Genomic DNA, 20,655 nt, shown 5'->3' with positions numbered 1-20,655 from the left:
CGGCAACGACCGCCCGGGAGGAGCTCTCGCTCCTCCCGGGCGTTTCCCTGTGCGCGGCAAACGTCGGTCACTCGGGGTTGTTCGCGTGGGTCAGGGTCTCCCGGGCGACGAACAGGTTGCTGGACCCGGCGGGCCTCTGCTGCTCGGTGAACGAAGGAGCCCGGCACCACGGGGGTGCCGGGCCCGGAAGGAGGTGCGTCAGCGCATCAGCAGGCCCGCGCCGTCCCCCATCGTCTCCGCGGGCAGTGCCACCAGGCCGAGTTCCGCACCGGTGACCAGGAGCGGATGCGTGGGGAGCACCCGCACCGTGTAGCCGTACGGCCCGGTGCGGTCGAGGGCCAGCGGTCCCTCGTACAGCCAGCGTCCTTCCAGGTCCTGGCCTCCGGCGGGCTTCAGCGGAAACATCTGCGCGTCCGAGATCCCGTCGGCCGCGTCCACCCGGCCGGCCACCGCCTGCACCTCCACGTCGTCCGGCTCCAGTACCCCGAGGGCGATCCTGACCCGCACCACCAGCGCCGAGCCCAGCTCGGCCGAGCCTCCCGCGGCGTCGGGCGCCACAGCCTCCACATGGTCGACGGCGACCCGCGGCCACGCGGCGCGGACCTTGGCCTTCCAGCCGGCGAGCTGCCGCGCGGTGCCAGGATCCAGTGCCCGCTGGGCGCGCGCGGCGGGCGCGTACAGCCGCTCCACGTACTCGGACACCATGCGCCCCGCCAGAACCTTGGGCCCGAGGGTGCCCACGGTGCGGCGGACCATCTCGATCCAGCGCTCGGGGAGCCCGTCACCGCCCCGGTCGTAGAAGCGCGGAGCGACCCGGTCCTCGATGAGTTCGTAGAGGGCGCCCGCCTCCAGATCGTCACGGCGGTCCTCGTCCAGGGCCAGACCGTCGGCCGTGGGGATCGCCCATCCGAAGTCCGGCTCGAACCACTCGTCCCACCAGCCGTCCAGGACCGAGAGGTTGAGGCAGCCGTTGAGCGCGGCCTTCATGCCGCTCGTACCACAGGCCTCCAGAGGCCGCAGCGGGTTGTTGAGCCAGACGTCGCAGCCCGGGTAGAGCTTCTGCGCCATGGCCATCCCGTAGTCCGGCAGGAACACGATGCGATGGCGCACCCGGGGATCGTCGGAGAACCGCACCAGCTCCCGGACCAGCCGCTTTCCGCTGTCGTCGGCGGGGTGGGCCTTGCCGGCGACGACGATCTGGACCGGGCGGTCCGGATGGAGCAGCAGGTCCCGCAGCCGGTCACGGTCGCGCAGCATCAGCGTCAGCCGCTTGTACGAGGGCACCCGCCGGGCGAAGCCGATCGTCAGCACGTCCGGGTCCAGCACGCCGTCGATCCAGCCGAGTTCGGCCGGTTCCGCGCCCCGGGTGCGCCAGGAGGCGTGGAGCCGCTCGCGCACCTCGGCGACCAGCTGTCCGCGCAGGTGCCGCCGCAGGTCCCAGATCTCCCGGTCCGGGATCTCGGCGGCGGAGTCCCAGCGTCCCGGGGTGCCGCCGTACCGGTTGCGCAGCCGGAGGACCTCGGGTGCGACCCATGTGGGTGCGTGGACACCGTTGGTCACCGAGGTGATCGGCACTTCCGCCGCGTCGAAGCCCGGCCACAGCCCGGCGAACATCTCCCGGCTGACCGAGCCGTGGAGGGTCGAGACCCCGTTGGCCCGCTGGGCGAGCCGCAGCCCCATCACCGCCATGTTGAAGAGCCGGGGTTCGCCGCCCGGGTAGGTCTCCATGCCCAGTTGCAGGATGCGTTCGACATTCACGCCCGGGAGCTCGCCGTCGTCCCCGAAGTGCCGGGCGACCAGCTCGCGGTCGAACCGGTCGATCCCGGCGGGCACGGGTGTGTGGGTGGTGAAGACCGTGCCGGCCCGCACCGACTCCACTGCGGAGTCGAAGTCCATTGCGGTGTCGGAGAGTTCACGGATGCGTTCGAGTCCGAGAAAGCCGGCGTGCCCCTCGTTGGTGTGGAACACCTCCGGTGCGGGATGCCCCGTGAGGCGGCAGTACGTCCGCACGGCCCGTACGCCACCGATGCCGAGGAGCATCTCCTGGAGCAGCCGGTGCTCGCTGCCGCCGCCGTACAGCCGGTCGGTCACCTCGCGCTCGCCGGGCGCGTTCTCCTCCACGCCGGAGTCGAGCATCAGCAGCGGTACGCGCCCCACCTGGGCCTGCCAGATGTGGGCGTGCAGCGAACGGCCGCCGGGAAGCGTGAGCACCACCCGGCTGGGGGTGCCGTCGGCCTCGCGCATCAAGGTGAGCGGGAGCTCGTTCGGATCGAGTACGGGATAGTGCTCCTGCTGCCAGCCGTCGCGGGACAAACTCTGGCGGAAGTAGCCGTGCCGGTAGAGCAGGCCGACCCCGATGAGAGGCACGCCCAGATCGCTGGCGGCCTTCAGATGGTCGCCGGCGAGGATGCCGAGGCCGCCGGAGTACTGGGGCAGCGCGGCGGTCACGCCGAACTCGGGTGAGAAATACGCGACGGCGGCCGGGAGCCCGGCCCCTTGGGCCAGCTGTTCCTGGTACCACCTGGGCCCGTCCAGATAGTCCCGAAGGTCGGCGAAGACCTCGGTCAGCCGGTGCAGGAACTGCTGGTCCCGGGCCAGCTCGGCGAGCCGGCCGGCGGACACGGCACCGAGCAGCCGGACGGGGTCGCACTCCGCCGTCCGCCGCACCTGGGGGTCGACGGCCCGGAAGAGCTCACGGGTCTCGGTGTGCCAGGACCAGCGCAGATTGCGGGCGAGGTCGCTGAGCGGTTGAAGGGGATCGGGGAGAACGGGACGCACGGTGAATCGACGAATGGCCTTCACGCATTCCACCTTTACAGGGGACGTACGAATCCGACGGGACGCACCACGGGGTGCGTCTCTCCGTCACCCCCGACGTTAACGGTGGTCCGCAGTCCACAGCCACGGCGCGCGAACGGCTCACGGCGTGTGCCGCCGGACGGGGCGCCCGCACGGCGTCCGCTCCGGGGCGGTCTCCGCGCTGCCCGCCCCGCGCCTCACCCACCCCCGCCTCATTCGCACCCGGGGCCCCTCTCGACCGGTCGAGGCACACCGGTCACACAGTTAATGGCCGATTCCCTTCCCTCGTTCGGTCTTGTGGCACTTCACACCAAGGGGAAAGCTGCCCAGTGGCGTCCGGAAGAGCACCGGTGAGCCCGCGCACGCGGGGCGGTCCTCGGCGCATTCAGGTCGTCGCGGATACGCCCGAGTAATTGACACACCACCGGATTGGCCCCCCGAGAACTGTGGGAAGGCTTCTTCGGTACACACTCCGAGCACATCCCAAGAGCACGCGAATGCCGCCCGAATGCAGCATGAACGCGAGGCACCTGCGGGACCGGTGTCCATCCGGTTCACCTCCGCGAAACACATCCGCACCCCAGCCATTCGAGTGCCATTCGAGTGAATGCGGACAGGAGCGGCCATGCCCACACCCCGTCAGCCGTCAACGGAGCAGCTAGAAAGGACGGACCCCATCGTTCGCGGTGCGCGAATTCCGCGCTCCGCGGCCGTGTCGCGCCCCGTTCAGCCCGAGCCCCAGTCCCCAGGTGATTCCATGATCGGTCGCATTCCCGTACTCGACGTCCGTCCCCTCGTCGACTGCGGCAGAAGGTCCGCCAAGGCCGTTGCCGGTGAGACCTTCCAGGTCACCGCGACCGTCTTCCGCGAGGGCCATGACGCCGTCGCCGCCAATGTGGTGCTGCTGGATCCGGCCGGGCGGTCCGGCCCCTGGACGCCGATGCGCGAACTCGCGCCCGGCACCGACCGCTGGGGCGCCGATGTCACCCCGGACTCCGAGGGTCACTGGACGTATACGGTCGAGGCCTGGAGCGATCCGCTCGCCACCTGGCGGCAGCACGCCGAGATCAAGATCCCGGCGGGGAGCGACACCGGGCTCGTCCTGGCGGAGGGCGCCGAGCTGTATGAACGGGCCGCCGAGGGCGTACCCAAGCGGGACGGGCGCGAGGCGGTGCTGGCCGCCGCCGACGCGCTGCGCGACGAGTCCCGCCCGGCCGCCGCCCGGCTGGCCGCGGCGCTCGTCCCCGAGGCGCGGGCCGCCCTCACCCGTCACCCGCTGCGCGAACTGGTCACCGCGTCTCCCCCGCTCCCACTGGTGGTCGAGCGCCGGCGGGCCCTGTTCGGTTCCTGGTACGAGCTGTTCCCCCGCTCGGAGGGGGCCAGGGTCGAACCGGCCGGGCGGGCCTGGACGACCAGGAAGGGCAGGGCGGGAAGGACGGCGGACCGCCCGGAGAGGATCGTCAGCGGCACCTTCCGTACGGCTGCCGAGCGACTGCCCGCGGTCGCCGCCATGGGTTTCGATGTCGTCTATCTGCCGCCCATCCATCCCATCGGAACCACGCATCGCAAGGGCCGCAACAACTCGCTCTCCCCCGCTCCCCATGACGTGGGCGTGCCCTGGGCGATCGGCTCGGCCGAGGGTGGCCACGACGCCGTCCATCCCGAGCTCGGCACCCTCGACGACTTCGATCATTTCGTCGGCACCGCGCGCACCCTGCGCATGGAGATCGCGTTGGATTTCGCGCTCCAGTGCTCTCCCGACCATCCCTGGGTGGAGAAACATCCCGAGTGGTTCCACCATCGCGCGGACGGCACGATCGCCTACGCCGAGAATCCCCCGAAGAAATACCAGGACATCTACCCGATCGCCTTCGACAAGGATCTGGACGGACTGGTCGAGGAGAGCGTCCGCATTCTGCGGTTCTGGATGGATCACGGGGTGCGTATCTTCCGCGTGGACAATCCGCACACCAAACCGGTGGTCTTCTGGGAGAAGGTGATCGCTGAAATCAACCGGACCGACCCGGATGTGATCTTCCTGGCCGAGGCATTCACCCGGCCCGCGATGATGCATGCGCTCGCCGCCATCGGATTCCAGCAGTCGTACACGTATTTCACCTGGCGCAACAGCAAACAGGAGATCACCGACTACGTCACGGAACTGTCGGGCGGGACCGCCTCCTACATGCGGCCCAACTTCTTCGTGAACACCCCGGACATCCTGCCCGGTTATCTCCAGGACGGGGGCCGTCCGGCCTTCGAGGCGCGAGCCGTTCTCGCCGCGACGCTCTCCCCGGCCTGGGGTGTGTACGCGGGCTACGAACTGTGCGAGAACACTCCGCTCCGTCCGGGCAGTGAGGAGTACCTCGACTCGGAGAAGTACGAGATCCGGGTCAGGGACTGGGAGTCGGCGGAGCGCGAGGGCCGCTCGCTGGCCCCGCTCATCACCCGGCTCAACCGCATCAGGCGCCGTCACCCGGCGCTGCAGCAACTGCGCGATGTGCACTTCCACTCCGTCGACAACGACGCGCTGATCGCGTACAGCAAGCGCGCGGGGTCGAACACCGTTCTGGTGGTCGCCAACCTCGACCCGCACCACACCCAGGAGGCCACGGTCTCGTTGGACATGCCGCGACTCGGCCTCGACCGGCACGAGAGCGTGCCGGTGCGCGACGAGCTCACCGGCGACACCTATCACTGGGGCAGGACCTTCTATGTGCGCCTGGAGCCGGGCGTCACGCCCGCACACATCGTCGTCCTGCGACCGTCCCCGCCGACCGGAGGGTCACCCACACCATGATCGTCAATGAGCCCGTCCACGACACGTTCGAGGACACCCCGGCCAAGGACCGCGATCCCGACTGGTTCAAGCGCGCCGTGTTCTACGAGGTCCTCGTCCGGTCCTTCCAGGACTCCAACGGCGACGGCATCGGCGACCTCAAGGGCATCACCGCCAAGCTCGACTATCTGCAGTGGCTCGGTGTCGACTGCCTCTGGCTGCCGCCGTTCTTCAAGTCGCCGCTGCGCGACGGCGGTTACGACGTCTCCGACTACACCGCCGTGCTGCCGGAGTTCGGCGATCTGGCCGACTTCGTGGAGTTCGTCGACGCCGCGCACCAGCGCGGCATGCGCGTGATCATCGACTTCGTCATGAACCACACGAGCGATCAGCACGACTGGTTCCAGCAGTCCCGGTCCGACCCGGAGGGGCCGTACGGCGACTACTACGTCTGGGCCGACGACGACAAGCAGTTCCCGGACGCCCGGATCATCTTCGTCGACACGGAGACGTCCAACTGGACCTTCGACCCGGTCCGCAAGCAGTACTACTGGCACCGGTTCTTCTCCCACCAGCCCGACCTCAACTACGAGAACCCGGCGGTGCAGGAGGAGATCATCTCCGCGCTGCGCTTCTGGCTGGACCTCGGCATCGACGGATTCCGCGTGGACGCCGTGCCGTACCTGTACCAGCGCGAGGGCACCAACTGCGAGAACCTCCCGGAGACGCACGACTTCCTCAAGCGGGTCCGCAAGGAGATCGACGCGCACTACCCGGACACCGTGCTGCTCGCCGAGGCCAACCAGTGGCCGGAGGACGTCGTCGACTACTTCGGCGAGTTCCAGGCCGGCGGCGACGAGTGCCACATGGCGTTCCACTTCCCCGTGATGCCCCGGATCTTCATGGCCGTCAGGCGCGAGAGCCGCTACCCGGTCTCCGAAATCCTGGCGAAGACCCCGGCGATCCCGAAGAACTGCCAGTGGGGCATCTTCCTGCGCAACCACGACGAGCTCACCCTCGAAATGGTCACGGACGAAGAGCGCGACTACATGTACGCGGAGTACGCCAAGGATCCGCGGATGCGGGCCAACATCGGTATCCGGCGGCGGCTGGCACCCCTGCTCGACAACGACCGCAACCAGATCGAGCTGTTCACGGCGCTGCTGCTGTCCCTGCCCGGTTCCCCGATCCTCTACTACGGGGACGAGATCGGGATGGGCGACAACATCTGGCTGGGCGACCGGGACGCCGTGCGCACTCCGATGCAGTGGACGCCCGACCGGAACGCCGGATTCTCCTCCAGCGATCCCGGGCGGCTCTACCTGCCCACCATCATGGATCCGGTCTACGGCTACCAAGTCACCAATGTCGAGGCGTCGATGGCCTCGCCGTCCTCGCTGCTGCACTGGACGCGGCGGATGATCGAGATCCGCAAACAGAACCACGCCTTCGGACTCGGCTCGTTCAACGAACTGCCCTCGTCGAACCCGGCCGTGCTCGCCTTCACCCGGGAGCACGGGGACGATCTCGTGCTGTGCGTCCACAACTTCTCGCGGTTCGCGCAGCCGACGGAGCTCGATCTGCGGTCGTACGACGGGCGTCATCCGGTGGAGCTGATCGGCGGGGTGCGGTTCCCGGCCATCGGTCAGTGGCCCTACCTGCTGACTCTCGCGGGACACGGTTTCTACTGGTTCCGACTGCGCAAGGACGCGCCGCCGAGCTGACCTGGCGCCACCGCGCACCACCCTCCGCGGGGCGGTTTCCGCCGCCCCGCACGGGGCACCCTCTCCCTCATATCGAGCGCTTCCGGTCCCTTCCGGGTCCCCTCCGGCGTTTCGATCCCTTCGAGTCGAGTCCGTACGGACCATCCTGACCCGACACGTCCCGCACAGCCGGACAGCTATTGCCGCAATCCGGGACACTCTTCGCATCCTGTGGTGTGCCCGGGGAAAGGACGCGATGCCATGTCGGAGGCTGCCTCCACTCGGGTCGCCCTGGCTGCCGCCAGCACAGCCCTGCTCCCGTCTCTCGCTCCCCTGCTGCACGAATGGCTGCCCAGGCAGCGGTGGTTCGCGGGCAAGGGGCAGCCGATCACCGCGTTCTCGCTGGTGTCGGCGACCGAAATACTGCCGGTGGACACCGATTTTGCGGGCGCCCGGTCCGGGGCCGGGCTGTTGCATCTGCTGGTCCGCGCCCACCAGCCGTCCATGCCCGCCCAGTCACCGGACGACTGCTACCAACTGCTGCTCGGCGTAAGGGCCGCGCTGCCGGCTTGGCTGGCGCCCGCGTTCATCGGCCATGTGACGGACGGGCCGCTCGCGGGCCGCACCGTCTACGAGGGCCTGCACGACCCACGTCTCGCCGCACTCCTGCTGGAGCGCTTCCGCACCCCGGGCACCCTCGGCGTCCTGCGCTTCGACCGGGGCGGCGCCCCCATCGCCGAACCGCTCCCACCGCGCATGCTCGACACCGAGCAGTCCAACACCTCGCTCGTCTACGGCGACGCCTACATCCTCAAGATCTTCCGCCGGATCTTCCCGGGCACCAACCCGGATCTGGAACTGCCGCTCGCGCTCGCCCGCGAGGGCTGCGGACGGGTACCGGCCCCCGTCGCGTGGTTCGAGGCCACCGCACCGAAACCGCTCACCCTCGGTGTGCTGCAGCCGTTCCTGCGTGGCGCGCAGGACGGCTGGCAGCTCGCCCTGCGTGCCCTGGCCGCGGGCCGCGACTTCGCCGGCGAGGCCCACGCACTGGGCCGGGCCACCGCCGAGGTGCACACCGCGCTCGCCGCCGCCCTGCCGACGCCCGCCCTGCGCCGCGCCCAGACCGAGCATCTCGCCGCCGCGATGGTGCACAGGCTGGAGGCCGCCGCGCAGGCGGTACCGGCACTCGTGCCGTACGTCCCCGGACTGCGCACCGCCTTCGACGCGGTGGCCGCGCTGGGACACCGGGGCCACGGCTGGGCGGCACAGCGGGTCCACGGCGATCTCCACCTCGGCCAGACCCTGCGCGCGGCCGACGGCTTCTGGTCACTGATCGACTTCGAGGGCGAACCGGCCCGACCGCTGCCCGAGCGCCGCCGGCCGCAGCCCCCGGTGCGCGACATCGCCGGCATGCTCCGCTCCTTCGACTACGCGGCCCGCTCGCACCGCCCGTGGAACGCCGAGTGGGCGGCGCGCTGCCGGACCGCCTACTGCGACGGGTACGCCAGGGCCGCGGGTGTCGACCCGCGCAGCCAACCGGAGCTGCTGCGCGCCCACGAGACCGACAAGGCGGTCTACGAGGTGCTGTACGAGGCACGGCACCGGCCCGACTGGCTTCCGGTCCCGATGGCGGCGATCCACCGCCTGGCCGCCGCTGTCGCCGACTGACGGCCCGGGTGCCTCGCCCGTCAACGGAGACCAGCCCGGACGAGCATCACGCGGGCGGAGCTCTTGTCCCTGGGGGATACGGCTCCGCACGCGGTGCACGAGTAGGTTCGTTCTGAGAGAGGTAGTGCGTGCTTGGTTCTCGCTCCGCACTGCGCGCAGTCCATGGTGGTGTGCGCGGGGTGGACAAGGTGCACGGGCCGACCGTGTTTGCGGCCCATTTCGCTGCTGCTGCGGAACGCTGCTGCCCTCACGCAGCCAGGACATCGCAGTCCCGGCCTCGGTCAGCATCTTGTCCAGCCTGGCCGGGCCGCACTTCTCATCCTCGGCATGAGCCTTCTTCGACCGGGCGCAGCTCTCGTTCCAGATCCACCGGCACCGCGCCCACTCCGCTTCCAGCGCGGCGCCTGCGGTGGACGACACACGAAGCCGGTAGGTGTACCGGGTATGCCCGGTATTCTCCCCGCTCTGCGCTCCTGCCGTGATGACCCCCAACCTAGCCGCCCCCACTGACAATGAAAGAAAGAGCAGGTCAGAGCAGATGTGCAACGAACTCCGCCGCTGCGCGGCTCCGCCCCAAGGACCCATTCCTTCCCGGGCCGAAGCCCGGGGCATCCTGGGAGAAATCCTGTGACCGCCCGCAAGCCGTCCCGCACAACGCCCGCCCCCACCGAGGTCCCCCAACTCCCGCTGCTGCCACCGGACGGGACGCCACCCCCCGCGGCCCCGGCCGAGGTGGACACGCCGCCCTCCTCGGAACCGGCCGCCCCGGACGCTTCGGCCAAGCGGAAGAAACCTGTGGGCAAGCGAGCTGCCGGCACCGGTGACGGCGGCCCGCCGCCCCTTCCCCGCAGGGGCACCGGCAGCCAGGGAGTACGCCGGGCGCGCCCCCTCGACGCCGGCGACCGGGACAGGCTGCTCTCCGGCGAGCACCACGCCCCGCACGACCTGCTCGGCGCCCATCCGGTGCGCGGCGGTGTGACCTTCCGGGTGCTGCGCCCGTACGCGCGGTCCGTGACCGTGCTCGCCAAGGGGTTGCGGGCGCAGCTGCACGACGACGGCGACGGCCTCTTCTCCGGGCTGCTGCCGATGCCCTCACTCCCCGAGTACCAGCTCCTGGTCGCCTACGAGGACAACGAGACCGAGGTGCAGGATCCGTACCGCTTCCTGCCCGCGCTCGGCGATCTCGATCTGCATCTGATCGGCGAGGGACGCCACGAGGAGCTGTGGACCGCCCTCGGCGCTCAGCCCATGGAACACCAGGGGGTCGCGGGGACCCGGTTCACCGTCTGGGCCCCCAACGCCCGCGGTGTGCGGGTCGTCGGGGACTTCAACTACTGGGACGGCACCGGCTTCCCGATGCGTTCGCTCGGCTCCTCGGGGGTGTGGGAGCTGTTCCTGCCCGGGATCGGGGAGGGCACGCTCTACAAGTTCGACATCTGCCGCCCGGACGGTTCGCACACCAAGCGCGCCGACCCGATGGCCCGCCGTACCGAGGTGCCGCCCGCCACCGCCTCGATCGTGACGGCCTCGCACCACGAGTGGCGGGACCAGGAGTGGATGGCGCACCGCGGGGACGTACCGGTGCACGAGGCGCCGTTCTCCGTGTACGAGGTGCATCTGCCCTCCTGGCGACCCGGCCTGACGTATCGCCAACTGGCCGCACAGCTCCCCTCGTATGTGAAGGACCTTGGGTTCACACATGTGGAGCTGATGCCGGTCTCCGAGCATCCCTTCGGCGGCTCCTGGGGCTATCAGGTCACCGGTTTCTACGCACCGACCTCGCGCATGGGCACACCGGACGACTTCCGCTTCCTCGTCGACGCGCTGCACCGGGCCGGAATCGGCGTCATCGTCGACTGGGTGCCGGCGCACTTCCCGCGCGACGACTGGGCGCTCGCGGAGTTCGACGGCCGCCCGCTGTACGAGCACTCCGACCCGTCCCGGGCGGCACACCCGGACTGGGGCACGCTGGAGTTCGACTACGGACGCACGGAAGTGCGCAACTTCCTGGTGGCCAACGCCACTTACTGGTGCGAGGAGTTCCACGTCGACGGCTTGCGGGTCGACGCCGTCGCCTCGATGCTCTATCTCGACTACTCGCGCGAGAGCGGGGAATGGTCGCCGAACGAGCGTGGCGGCCGGGAGAACCTGGACGCCGTCGCCTTCCTCCAGGAGATGAACGCCACCGTCTACCGGCGCAATCCGGGCGTCGTCACGATCGCCGAGGAGTCCACCGCCTGGAACGGCGTCACCCGCGCCACTCATCAGGTCGGCCCCGACGGGTTCGGCGGGCTCGGCTTCGGGCTGAAGTGGAACATGGGCTGGATGCACGACTCCCTGCAGTACGTGTCGAAGGAGCCGGTGCACCGCAAGTACCACCACGACGAGATGACCTTCTCGATGGTGTACGCGTACAGCGAGAACTACGTCCTGCCGATCTCGCACGACGAGGTGGTGCACGGGAAGCAGGCCCTGGTCAGCAAGATGCCGGGAGACTGGTGGCAGCGGCGCGCCAACCACCGGGCGTACCTCGGCTTCATGTGGGCCCACCCGGGCAAGCAACTCCTCTTCATGGGACAGGAGTTCGCCCAGGGCGGGGAGTGGTCGGAGGGACACGGTCCGGACTGGTGGCTGCTCGACCCCTCGTACGAGGCGGAGGGCGACCACCGGGGCGTGCGCACCCTGGTCGGTGACCTGAACGCGGTGTACGGCGCGACCCCGGCCCTCTGGCAGCGCGACACCGACCCGGGGGGCTTCGACTGGGTGGACGGCGGTGCGGCCGAGGACAACGCCTTCGCCTTCCTGCGCTACGACAAGCACGGTTCGCCGCTGCTCGCCGTCAGCAATTTCTCCCCCGTGGTGCGGCACGACTACCGCATCGGCGTCCCGGACGTCCTCGGTGACCAGGTCGCGTGGGCGGAGGTCCTCAATACGGACGCCGCGCGATACGGCGGCAGCGACGTGCGCCATTGCGGACCGCTGAAGTCCGAACCGGTCACCTGGCACGGCCGTCCCGGCAGCATTCTGCTGACGCTGCCACCGCTGGCGACGGTCTGGTTCAAGCCGGTGTGAACCTCTTGGGGGCGGGCGGGGGCCCGCGACCGTCCTCCGGCCGCGGGCCCCCCCCCGGCCGGCGCGCTCAGCCCCGGAGCGCCTCGACCGTGCTCGCCCAGGAGTCGGCGCCGTGCCCCTTGGCGATGGCACGGTCGGAGACGGCCTTGATCGCCTCCAGCTGGGACGTGTCCAGGCCCCTGCCGGCGGCCGCGTGCAGCACGTGAGCGACACCGGCGGTCATCATGGCGAGGTTGGCTCCGGCCCCGTCGTACCGCTTCGCGTCGATGTCGGCCGCCGTCCCGGCCACGATGGGCGGCAGGATGTCCACGATGGTCCGCAGATACGGCGCGATGGCCGCGGCGGGAATGCTCTCCGCCCCGGCCAGGGCGAAGGCGTGGACCAGCCCCGCCATGCTCCCGTAGAAGAAGTCCAGCATCGCCATGTCGTACGCCGCGGCGAGCGCGTGCTCGGGCCCCAGGAACGGGGCGTTGGCGCCGAGCGCCTTGAGCACGGCTTCGTGCCGGTCGTACGCGGACCGCGAACCGGAGTAGAAGATCAGCGCCTCCGGCCCGCCGACCACCTCGATCGGCACCATGATCGCGCCCGCCAGGTAGTCGAGCGAATGCGCCTCGGCCCAGGCCGCGGAGGCACGGACCCGGTCCGGGGTGTCGGAGGTGAGGTCCACCAGGACGCGCCCGGCGAGCGCGTCCGTCAACGGGTCCAGGATCCGCCGCGACGCCTCGTGGTCGACGACGCAGACGACCACCAATTCACTTGCCCGTACGGCCTCTTCGGCCGAAGCGGCCCGGACCGCGCCCCGGGCGACGAGCTCTTCGCCCTTGCCCGGGGAACGGTTCCAGACGGTGGTGCGGTGACCGGCGTCCAGGAAGGCGCCGGCGAGGGCCCGGCCCATGGCGCCGAGGCCGATGACGGTGACGGTGACGGGTGTGGACGGGGTGTTCGTATGCGTAGTCATACGCGCCATGGTCATCGCGGTGGATGCACCCGCCAAGAACCCACTTGTTTCTCAGATACCCACCAAAAGGAAAGCATCCAGGTCAGGCCGCCGGGCTCGGGAATCGGGGCTTTCAGGGTAACGGCCTGGTGCGGAGGCTCCGTGCAGACGCAGACCTGACGTCGAGCCGATGTGATGTGATCGATGGCGTCTCCCGGACGTGCCGCTCCTCCACCCGAGATCCGGGCTTCGAGGGTCGAGGGGCGAGCTCCGGGACCGGCTGATTCACTCTTTCGTGGGCATGAAGGGGAAGCTGGGCCCGACGCTTGAGCTTCGGGATCCGGGCGTCGGGATCCGGGCTCCGGGATTCGAGCGCCTTTGGTCAACCGGTGGGTGAGAGATGGGGGTTGAGGAAACCTCCCCGCCCCCTCCGACCCGTCACGGCCAGCAAGTACGACTAATCCTGACCGGCTTGCGGCGCGCGATCGCGGCTGCTTACGGTGCCCCCAACGAAACGACCCCGACACGGTGTGAGAAGCACCGGGCCGGGGTCTCACCCCAAGATCGAATCGAGCGATCTCGTGGCTACCGAGAACCTTAGCCCTGCCCCATGTGCGCCCGCACCCTCCCGACCGTACGCGAAGGCCGGCCCCGGCTACGGCAAGCGGTCCGCACCGGACCAACGCCCGGCGCGCGCCGACGACTTCATGCTGCTCCCCGAGCGGGAGCGCTACATCGCCGGATACGTCGACCATCTGCCCGACGGCGCGGCCATGGACATCAAGTCGCTGGCCAAGAGCATCCCCCTGTACGGACAGATGGCCGTCGGCAGCGCCCTCAGAGCCCTGGCAGTGGCGGGTCACCTGCGGCACGCCCAGTGCCGGGTCGAGGAGCGCGGCCAAGTCCGCTGGGTCACCCGGACCTTCTGGTCACGGACCGCTCGCGACAACGCATGGTGGAACGCCTTCCTGGACAGCGAGAACGACCGGGCCGCCCAAGAGGCGATCCCTCCCCGAGCCGGGACGGAATCTCAGGCCCCGGCCCCCGTGACTCCGGCCGAGCCCGCAGCACAGCCCGCCGCGCCCGTACCCGTGCCCGCGCCCCTCGTACCGCAGCAGCGAACCCCCGAACCCGCCCCGGCGCACCCCTCGCCCGCGTACCTCGCCCTGGCTCGACTGGGCCGAATCGAACCGCGCCTGGCCCTGTCCGCCGCCGACTGCACCGTCCTGGAACCCCTGGCCGCCCGGTGGTTCACCCGAGGCGTGGACACCGACTACCTCACCCACGCCCTCACCTCCGGCCTCCCCGCCCGGGTCGGCTCCCCCATCGGCTTCGTACGCCGCCGCCTCACCGACAAGATCCCACCCCACCTCCCCACCACGCCGGCACCGCCCACACCGGGCACTCCCGTCCGCCGCCTGATGGTGGAATGCGCCGAATGCGCCACGCCCGGCCCTCCCGAAGCACTCCCCGACGGCCTCTGCCGCTCCTGCCGCACACCCGACCCGGACACCACGAGCGAGCAGGCCGTGGGAGCCCACGCGGAAGAGGACGTCCACGGTCTTGTCGCCGAACTGCGGGGCCTGCTCAAACGCCCCTGACACGTGCCCGAGCCCGGGCATCGGCCTACGATGCCCAGCACCGCGGAGACCCCTCGATCAAGGATCACGACAATGACACTTCTGCGTGCGAGCAGCAGCGGCGACACCGAATCAGTGCGGAAACTCGTTCAGACCCAGTCCGACGTCGAGGTGCGTGACCGGGGAACGGGGAGAACTCCCCTTCTTGAGGCGGTCATAAGCGGTCACCTCGATACGGTCGCTGTCCTCTTGGCAGCGTCTGCAGATATCGAGGCACGTGACACCGCCGTCGGTTTCACGCCATTGGGCTGGGCCGCAGCACGAGGGAACACGCACCTCGTGCGGGTGCTCCTTGCGCACGGCGGCGATGTTGACAGCGCCAATGGCGACTTCGATCGCACTCCTCTCATGCTCGCGTCCCAACAGGGCCACGCGGACGCCGTGCGAATCCTGCTTGAGCACACCGCGCGTGTCGCCCTGACGGACAGCTCCGGCGAGAATGCGCTCTCCCTGAGCTGTGAATCGAGCGGCACCGAGGGGGGAGCCCACGTCCATCGGTTGCTCAGCGAAGCCGGCGCCGTTCTCCCGCCACCCGTCGCAGAGCCGCCCGCTCTCTCCTGGCCGTCTGTGGACCCCGCCCGAGTGGACTACGACGACCCTGTCGCAGTCGTACGCGGCTTCATCCTCCGGATGGCGAAGTGGGAACGGGACGCCCTCGCCGATCGGGCCCGGGACCGGAACCGGGACCTCAGCGCACAGTGTGCGGAGCGAGACGTACTCGCGTCGGCCTATCTCAGCGTCCGCCCGCGCACCTACCGTCCGCACAGCATCGGGACACCGACAGAAGTGGATGAACGCGAAACACTCCACTCCGTCCACCGTCCCAAGCCCAACAGATGCGAACTCCTCGTCCGTGATCCACTCGGCCACCCGTTTCGTTCCGAACGGCTCTACACCGCAGTCAAGAAGCACGGCGAGTGGCGCCTCGACACGCTGAAGACCCGCAGGCTGGGCACCGCCGACTGGAGCCGGGCGCTGCTCTGATCCCCGGTTGAGGTCCGCCGTTCCCGACAGGGCCCGAGTGGAGGGGCTCGGACGTGTGCCCCGTCTCACGCCGTCGCGAACACGTCCTCCAACTCCTGGAGCAGCTTGCGCTTGGGCCGGGCGCCCACCATCGACTTCACGGGTTCGCCGGAGCGGAACACCATCAGGGTCGGCGTCGCCAGCACCGCGTACCTGCTCGCGATCCCGGGGCTGGTGTCGACGTCGATCTGGACGATCTTGATGCGACCGGCCTCCTCGGCGGCGACGGCACCGAGGACGGGGGCGAGCTGGCGGCACGGGCCGCACCAGTCGGCGGTGAATTGGACCAGGACGGGGAGGTCGGCCCCGAGCACCTCCGCGTCGAAGGTCGCGTCGGTGACCTCGGCCACACCCTCTGCCGCATGAATCATCTGTCATCCTCCCAGTTCACAACGTGGTTCCGGGCCGCCCGGAAGTTCTGCCGCGGCCTCCAGCTCGGCTCTCGCGAGCTGTGCGCCCACCTGGGCGCGTACCGCCCGGAGCTGCTCGATGAGCGAGTCGAGCTCGCCGAGCTTGCGCCGGTAGACGGCGAGCGAGGCGGGGCAGGCGTCGCCGGCCGGGTGGCCGGCACGCAGGCACTCGACGAACGGCCGGGTCTCCTCCAGTTCGAACCCGAAGTCCTGCAGGGTCCGGATCTGCTGGACGAGGCGCAGATCGTCCTCGTCGTACGCGCGGTACCCGTTGTCGGCCCGCCGCGCGGGCAGCAGTCCACGTGACTCGTAGTACCGCAAGGTCCGCGTCGTCGTCCCGGCCCGTTCGGCCAGCTCCCCGATTCGCATGTCTTCGACCGTAGACCTTGACGCTGACGTCAAGGCAAGGAGGAAGCGCGGCAGAAGACGGCACAGGGCCGTCGCGAAGGATTCCGCGACGGCCCTGTGTCCGTGTGGTGGTCGGGGCCCGGTGTCTAGCCCTTCGCCGCGGCCGGCTCCCGGTCGCCGTCGCGCGGCTCGGGAACGCTGTCCGTGCCGTCGCCGTGCCCGGCGTCCTGGTTGAGCATCTCGTCGTTCCACGGGAGCGCACCGGAGAGGACCCGGTCCACCCGCTCCTTGTCGATCTCCTTGGTCCAGGTACCGACGAGGACGGTGGCCACCGCGTTGCCCGCGAAGTTCGTCATGGCGCGGGCCTCGCTCATGAAGCGGTCGATGCCGACGATCAGGCCGACGCCGTCGACCAGGCCGGGGCGGTGCGACTGGAGGCCGCCCGCGAGGGTGGCGAGGCCCGCGCCGGTGACTCCGGCCGCGCCCTTCGAGGCGACGATCATGAAGAGCAGCAGCGAGATCTGCTCACTCGCGCTCAGCGGGTCACCCATCGCGTTGGCGATGAAGAGCGAGGACATCGTGAGGTAGATCGCGGTGCCGTCGAGGTTGAAGGAGTAGCCGGTCGGCACGGTGATGCCGACGACGGGCCTGCTGACCCCGAGGTGCTCCATCTTCGCGATGAGTCGCGGCAGGGCGGACTCCGACGAGGAGGTGGAGAGGATCAGCAGGAACTCGCGGCCCAGGTACTTCAGCAGAGAGATCAGGTTGACCCCGGCGACCAGCCGCAGGATGGTGCCGAGCACCACGAAGACGAAGATCGCGCAGGTGACGTAGAAGCCGACCATGATGATCGCGAGGGACTTCAGCGCGTCGACGCCGGTTTCACCCACCACTGCCGCCATCGCGCCGAACGCGCCGACCGGAGCCGCCCACATGATCATGGCGAGAATCCGGAACACCAGGCGCTGGATGTGGCCGATGCCGCGCAGGACCGGCTCGCCCGCCGACCCCATGGCCTGGAGCGCGAAGCCCGCGAGGAGGGCGATGAGCAGGGTCTGCAGCACCTCGCCCCCGGTGAAGGCGGAGACCATCGTCGTCGGGATGATGCCGAGCAGGAAGTCGACGGTGGACTCGCTCGCACCCGCCGCCTGCTTCTCACCGGCGGCGCGCACCGCTTCGGTGAGGTGGAGGCCCTGGCCGGGCTCCAGGAGGTTGCCGACGAGCAGACCGATGGCGAGTGCGACGGTCGACATCACCAGGAAGTAGCCCAGGGCGAGGCCGCCGACCGCGCCGACCTTGGCGGCCTTGCGCACCGAACCGACGCCCAGCACGATCGTGCAGAAGATGATGGGCGAGATCATCATCTTGATCAGGTTCACGAAGCCGGTGCCGATCGGCTTGAGTTCGACGGCGACGTCCGGGGCCGCGAAGCCCACGAGGATGCCGAGGCCCACAGCCGCGATCACGGCGAGATACAGATAATGCGTACGGTCCCGCTTGGCGGCTGCCACTCCCACGGGGTTCTCCTCGGCTCGTCAGGGTCGCTCCCCCGTCCCTGGGGGGCTTGGCGACTATCCCGCCTCGCTGTGACGCCGGTCACGGTTACGTACATTTCGTTCATATGTTTTCGGCCAGGCACACTGTGGCCATGCGCTTCCCCCGTCCCCGTACCCGCCCGCGCAGCCTGGCCGGTCAGCTCTTCGCCATGCAGGTGGTGCTGCTCACCGCCGTGGTGGTCGGGTGTGCGTTCTTCACCTACGTCTCCGGCCGTGAGCAGGCGAAGCAGACCGCGACCCGGCAGGTCAGGGCCGCCGCCCTGGCGATCGCCGACTCGCCGTCCGTACGGGAGGCCATCCGCACCCCGGACCCGTCCGCCGTGCTGCAGCCGTACGCGGAGAAGGTGCGCGCGGACACCGGGATCGCCTTCGTCACGATCATGTCCCCGGACCGGGTCCGCTGGACGCATCCGGACGCCGACCGGATCGGGGAGAGGTTCCTCGGGCACACCGCGCGGGCGCTGCGCGGCGAGACGTTCTCGGAGACGTACACCGGCACGCTCGGCCCCTCGATCCGGGTCGTCACCCCGATCCGGGACGGCGGCCGGATCACCGGCCTGGTGAGCGCGGGCATCACGGTCGACCGGGTCTCCTCGCAGGTGCGGGCGCAGCTCGGGGCGCTGGGGATGGCGGCGGGCGGGGCGCTCGCGCTCGGCGGCCTCGGGACGTATGTGATCAACGCCCGGCTCCGGCGGCACACGCACGGGATGAACGCGTCCGAGCTGAGCCGGATGCACGACTACCACCAGGCCACGCTGCACGCGGTGCGCGAGGGGCTGTTGATGCTCGACGGGCGGCGCCGGATCGCGTTGATCAACGACGCGGGCCGGGAGCTGCTCGGACTCGGACCGGAGGCGGTCGGGCACAGGATCACTGAGCTGAATCTGCCGGCCTCGCTGACCGGTGCGCTGCTCGCCTCCGAGAAGCGGGTCGACGAGCTGCATCTGACGGCGGACCGGGTGATCGTGGTCAACACCCGCCCGGTGGTGGGCGGGGAGCAGCGCGGCACGGTGGTGACGCTGCGCGATCACACGGAACTCCAGGCACTGTCCGGCGAGTTGGACTCCGAGCGGGGGTTCACCCAGGCGCTGCGCTCGCAGGCGCACGAGGCGGCGAACCGGCTGCACACCGTCGTCTCGCTGATCGAACTGGGGCGGGCCGAGGAGGCGGTGGGTTTCGCCACCGCGGAACTGGAGCTGGCCCAGGCCCTCACCGACCGGGTGGTGGACGCGGTCGCCGAGCCGGTGCTGGCGGCGCTGCTGCTCGGCAAGGCGGCGCAGGCGAACGAGCGGGGGGTGGAGCTGGTGCTGGCGGACGACAGCCTGATCGACGACGGCGCCCTGCCCGCGACGCTGCCGCACCGGGATCTGGTGACGGTCCTCGGCAATCTGATCGACAACGCGGTGGACGCGGCGTCGGAGGCGGTGGCCGGTGCGCCCGGTCCGGAATCCGTGCCTGCCCCGCGGGCGGCCGGGCCGGGCCGGGCCGCCCGTGCGCGGGTCACCGTCACCGCGCTCGCGGACGAGGGCGAGCTGCTGCTGCGGGTCGCCGACTCCGGGGCCGGGATCGATCCGGACGACGCCGCCGAGGTGTTCGACCGGGGCTGGTCGACGCACGGCGCGGGCCGGGGCATCGGCCTGGCCCTCGTCCGGCAGGCGGTGCACCGCAACGGCGGGACGGTGACGCTGGGCCGCGGCCCCGACGGCGGTGCGGAGTTCACGGTGCGATTGCCGCTGGCCGGCGGCGACCGCACGACCCACACCACGAAGGAGGCCCATGCATGATCCAGGTGCTGGTCGTCGAGGACGATCCCGTCGCGGCGGACGCCCATCGGCTGTACGTGGGCCGGGTGCCCGGATTCACGGTGGCCGCGGTCGCGCACTCGCGCGCCGAGGCGGTGCGGGCGCTGGACCGCGTGCCGGTCGATCTGCTGCTGCTGGATCTCTATCTGCCCGACGGACACGGTCTGCAGTTGCTGCGCTCGCTGCGCGCGGCCGGGCACTCGGCCGATGTCATCGCGGTGACGTCGGCACGCGATCTCGCGGTGGTCCGGGAAGGGGTGTCGCTCGGTGTCGTCCAGTACGTGCTGAAGCCGTTCACCTTCGCGACCCTGCGCGACCGGCTGGTCCGCTACGCCGAGTTCCGCGCGGCGGCCGGTGAGGCGAGCGGCCAGGACGAGGTGGACCGGGCGCTCGGCGCGCTGCGCGCTCCGCAGCCGTCCCGGCTGCCGAAGGGGCTGAGCGGCCCGACGCTGGAGGCCGTCACCCGCGTCCTGCGGGCCGCTCCGGACGGCGTGACCTCGGGTGCGGCCGGGGCGGAGCTGGGCATCTCGCGGATCACCGCGCGACGATATCTGGAGCACCTGGTGACGGTGGGGCGCGCGGTGCGCAGCCCGCAGTACGGCCAGATCGGGCGTCCGGAGCTGTACTACCGGTGGGTGGCCCAGGGGCGCTGAGCCGGTGCGGCGCCGGACACCTGTCGGCTCCACATCCGCCGGCCGCGAGCTCTCACCGAGCCGGGCCGTGTGGCGGGGCGGGGAGCGAGCCCGCGAACTGCCCGAAGCGACGTCCGACCTCGATGCCATGAAGATCTCCACGCCCGGCGGGGGCACGCTCGAACTGCCGAACTGTCCGCCGCCGCCCGGACGGACGCGTTCGTGGTGATGCACCGCGGCTCCCTCGTCCACGAGCGATACCTCCACGGCTTTGAGCCGCACACCC

Annotated in this window: 13 protein-coding genes and 1 pseudogene; 8 read left to right on the top strand and 6 right to left on the bottom strand. The window is 70.3% G+C overall.

The window, feature by feature from the left end; all coding sequences use genetic code 11:
- Nucleotides 1-198: 198 nt before the first annotated feature.
- Nucleotides 199-2,802 carry an alpha-glucan family phosphorylase gene (glgP, locus tag ACF1B9_RS18450; RefSeq protein WP_391746580.1) on the bottom strand — a complete coding sequence of 868 codons (2,604 nt, stop codon included), beginning with the start codon at nt 2,800-2,802 and terminating at the stop codon, nt 199-201.
- 754 nt (nt 2,803-3,556) lie between these two features.
- On the opposite strand from glgP, the gene ACF1B9_RS18445 reads away from it, so the two are divergent.
- The 3 genes from ACF1B9_RS18445 (at nt 3,557) to ACF1B9_RS18435 (ending at nt 8,949) form a co-directional block, all read left to right on the top strand.
- Nucleotides 3,557-5,599, top strand: a complete 2,043-nt coding sequence (locus ACF1B9_RS18445) for an alpha-1,4-glucan--maltose-1-phosphate maltosyltransferase (RefSeq protein WP_391746579.1) — start codon at nt 3,557-3,559, stop codon at nt 5,597-5,599.
- A complete protein-coding gene (treS, locus tag ACF1B9_RS18440; RefSeq protein ID WP_351074694.1) occupies nt 5,596-7,302 on the top strand; it encodes a maltose alpha-D-glucosyltransferase in 1,707 nt (568 codons plus the stop codon). The genes ACF1B9_RS18445 and treS overlap by 4 nt, the downstream gene beginning before the upstream one ends.
- 240 nt (nt 7,303-7,542) lie before the next feature.
- The gene (locus tag ACF1B9_RS18435) at nt 7,543-8,949 is read left to right on the top strand and encodes a maltokinase (RefSeq protein WP_391746578.1); all 1,407 of its coding nucleotides are present in this window, start codon (nt 7,543-7,545) and stop codon (nt 8,947-8,949) included.
- Nucleotides 8,950-8,969: 20 nt separating this feature from the next.
- On the opposite strand, the pseudogene ACF1B9_RS18430 reads toward ACF1B9_RS18435, so the two are convergent.
- A pseudogene (locus tag ACF1B9_RS18430) lies at nt 8,970-9,170 on the bottom strand (zinc ribbon domain-containing protein); the annotation flags it as partial.
- 406 nt (nt 9,171-9,576) lie between these two features.
- Here ACF1B9_RS18430 and glgB point away from each other — a divergent pair.
- The gene (glgB, locus tag ACF1B9_RS18425; RefSeq protein WP_391746577.1) at nt 9,577-12,021 is read left to right on the top strand and encodes a 1,4-alpha-glucan branching enzyme; all 2,445 of its coding nucleotides are present in this window, start codon (nt 9,577-9,579) and stop codon (nt 12,019-12,021) included.
- Nucleotides 12,022-12,088: 67 nt separating this feature from the next.
- Here the strand turns inward: glgB and ACF1B9_RS18420 are convergent, their stop codons facing one another.
- Complete coding sequence (locus tag ACF1B9_RS18420) at nt 12,089-12,979, bottom strand: NAD(P)-dependent oxidoreductase (protein ID WP_391741889.1); 891 nt, start codon at nt 12,977-12,979, stop codon at nt 12,089-12,091.
- Nucleotides 12,980-13,539: 560 nt separating this feature from the next.
- Here ACF1B9_RS18420 and ACF1B9_RS18415 point away from each other — a divergent pair.
- Both ACF1B9_RS18415 and ACF1B9_RS18410 read left to right on the top strand, forming a co-directional pair.
- Nucleotides 13,540-14,559, top strand: a complete 1,020-nt coding sequence (locus ACF1B9_RS18415) for a MarR family transcriptional regulator (RefSeq protein WP_391741887.1) — start codon at nt 13,540-13,542, stop codon at nt 14,557-14,559.
- 30 nt (nt 14,560-14,589) lie between these two features.
- The gene (locus ACF1B9_RS18410) at nt 14,590-15,582 is read left to right on the top strand and encodes an ankyrin repeat domain-containing protein (protein WP_391741885.1); all 993 of its coding nucleotides are present in this window, start codon (nt 14,590-14,592) and stop codon (nt 15,580-15,582) included.
- A 65-nt stretch (nt 15,583-15,647) separates the two neighbouring features.
- Here the strand turns inward: ACF1B9_RS18410 and trxA are convergent, their stop codons facing one another.
- The 3 genes from trxA to ACF1B9_RS18395 form a co-directional block, all read right to left on the bottom strand.
- Nucleotides 15,648-15,992, bottom strand: a complete 345-nt coding sequence (gene trxA / locus ACF1B9_RS18405; RefSeq protein WP_391741884.1) for a thioredoxin — start codon at nt 15,990-15,992, stop codon at nt 15,648-15,650.
- 3 nt (nt 15,993-15,995) lie between these two features.
- The gene (locus tag ACF1B9_RS18400; protein WP_361440562.1) at nt 15,996-16,400 is read right to left on the bottom strand and encodes a MerR family transcriptional regulator; all 405 of its coding nucleotides are present in this window, start codon (nt 16,398-16,400) and stop codon (nt 15,996-15,998) included.
- 125 nt (nt 16,401-16,525) lie between these two features.
- Nucleotides 16,526-17,896 carry a cation:dicarboxylate symporter family transporter gene (locus tag ACF1B9_RS18395; protein WP_391741883.1) on the bottom strand — a complete coding sequence of 457 codons (1,371 nt, stop codon included), beginning with the start codon at nt 17,894-17,896 and terminating at the stop codon, nt 16,526-16,528.
- A gap of 131 nt (nt 17,897-18,027) precedes the next feature.
- On the opposite strand from ACF1B9_RS18395, the gene ACF1B9_RS18390 reads away from it, so the two are divergent.
- Complete coding sequence (locus ACF1B9_RS18390) at nt 18,028-19,719, top strand: ATP-binding protein (RefSeq protein ID WP_391741881.1); 1,692 nt, start codon at nt 18,028-18,030, stop codon at nt 19,717-19,719.
- Entirely contained in the window at nt 19,716-20,390 is a 675-nt protein-coding gene (locus tag ACF1B9_RS18385) for a response regulator (protein WP_376222543.1), read from the top strand. The genes ACF1B9_RS18390 and ACF1B9_RS18385 overlap by 4 nt, the downstream gene beginning before the upstream one ends.
- The last annotated feature ends 265 nt before the right edge of the window (nt 20,391-20,655 follow it).

It is taken from the genome of Streptomyces sp. NPDC014727, assembly GCF_043083485.1.
In the GTDB taxonomy this organism is placed as follows: domain Bacteria; phylum Actinomycetota; class Actinomycetes; order Streptomycetales; family Streptomycetaceae; genus Streptomyces.
Note: the sequence above shows the minus strand (reverse complement) of the source record. Positions and strands in the feature narration are given on the sequence as shown.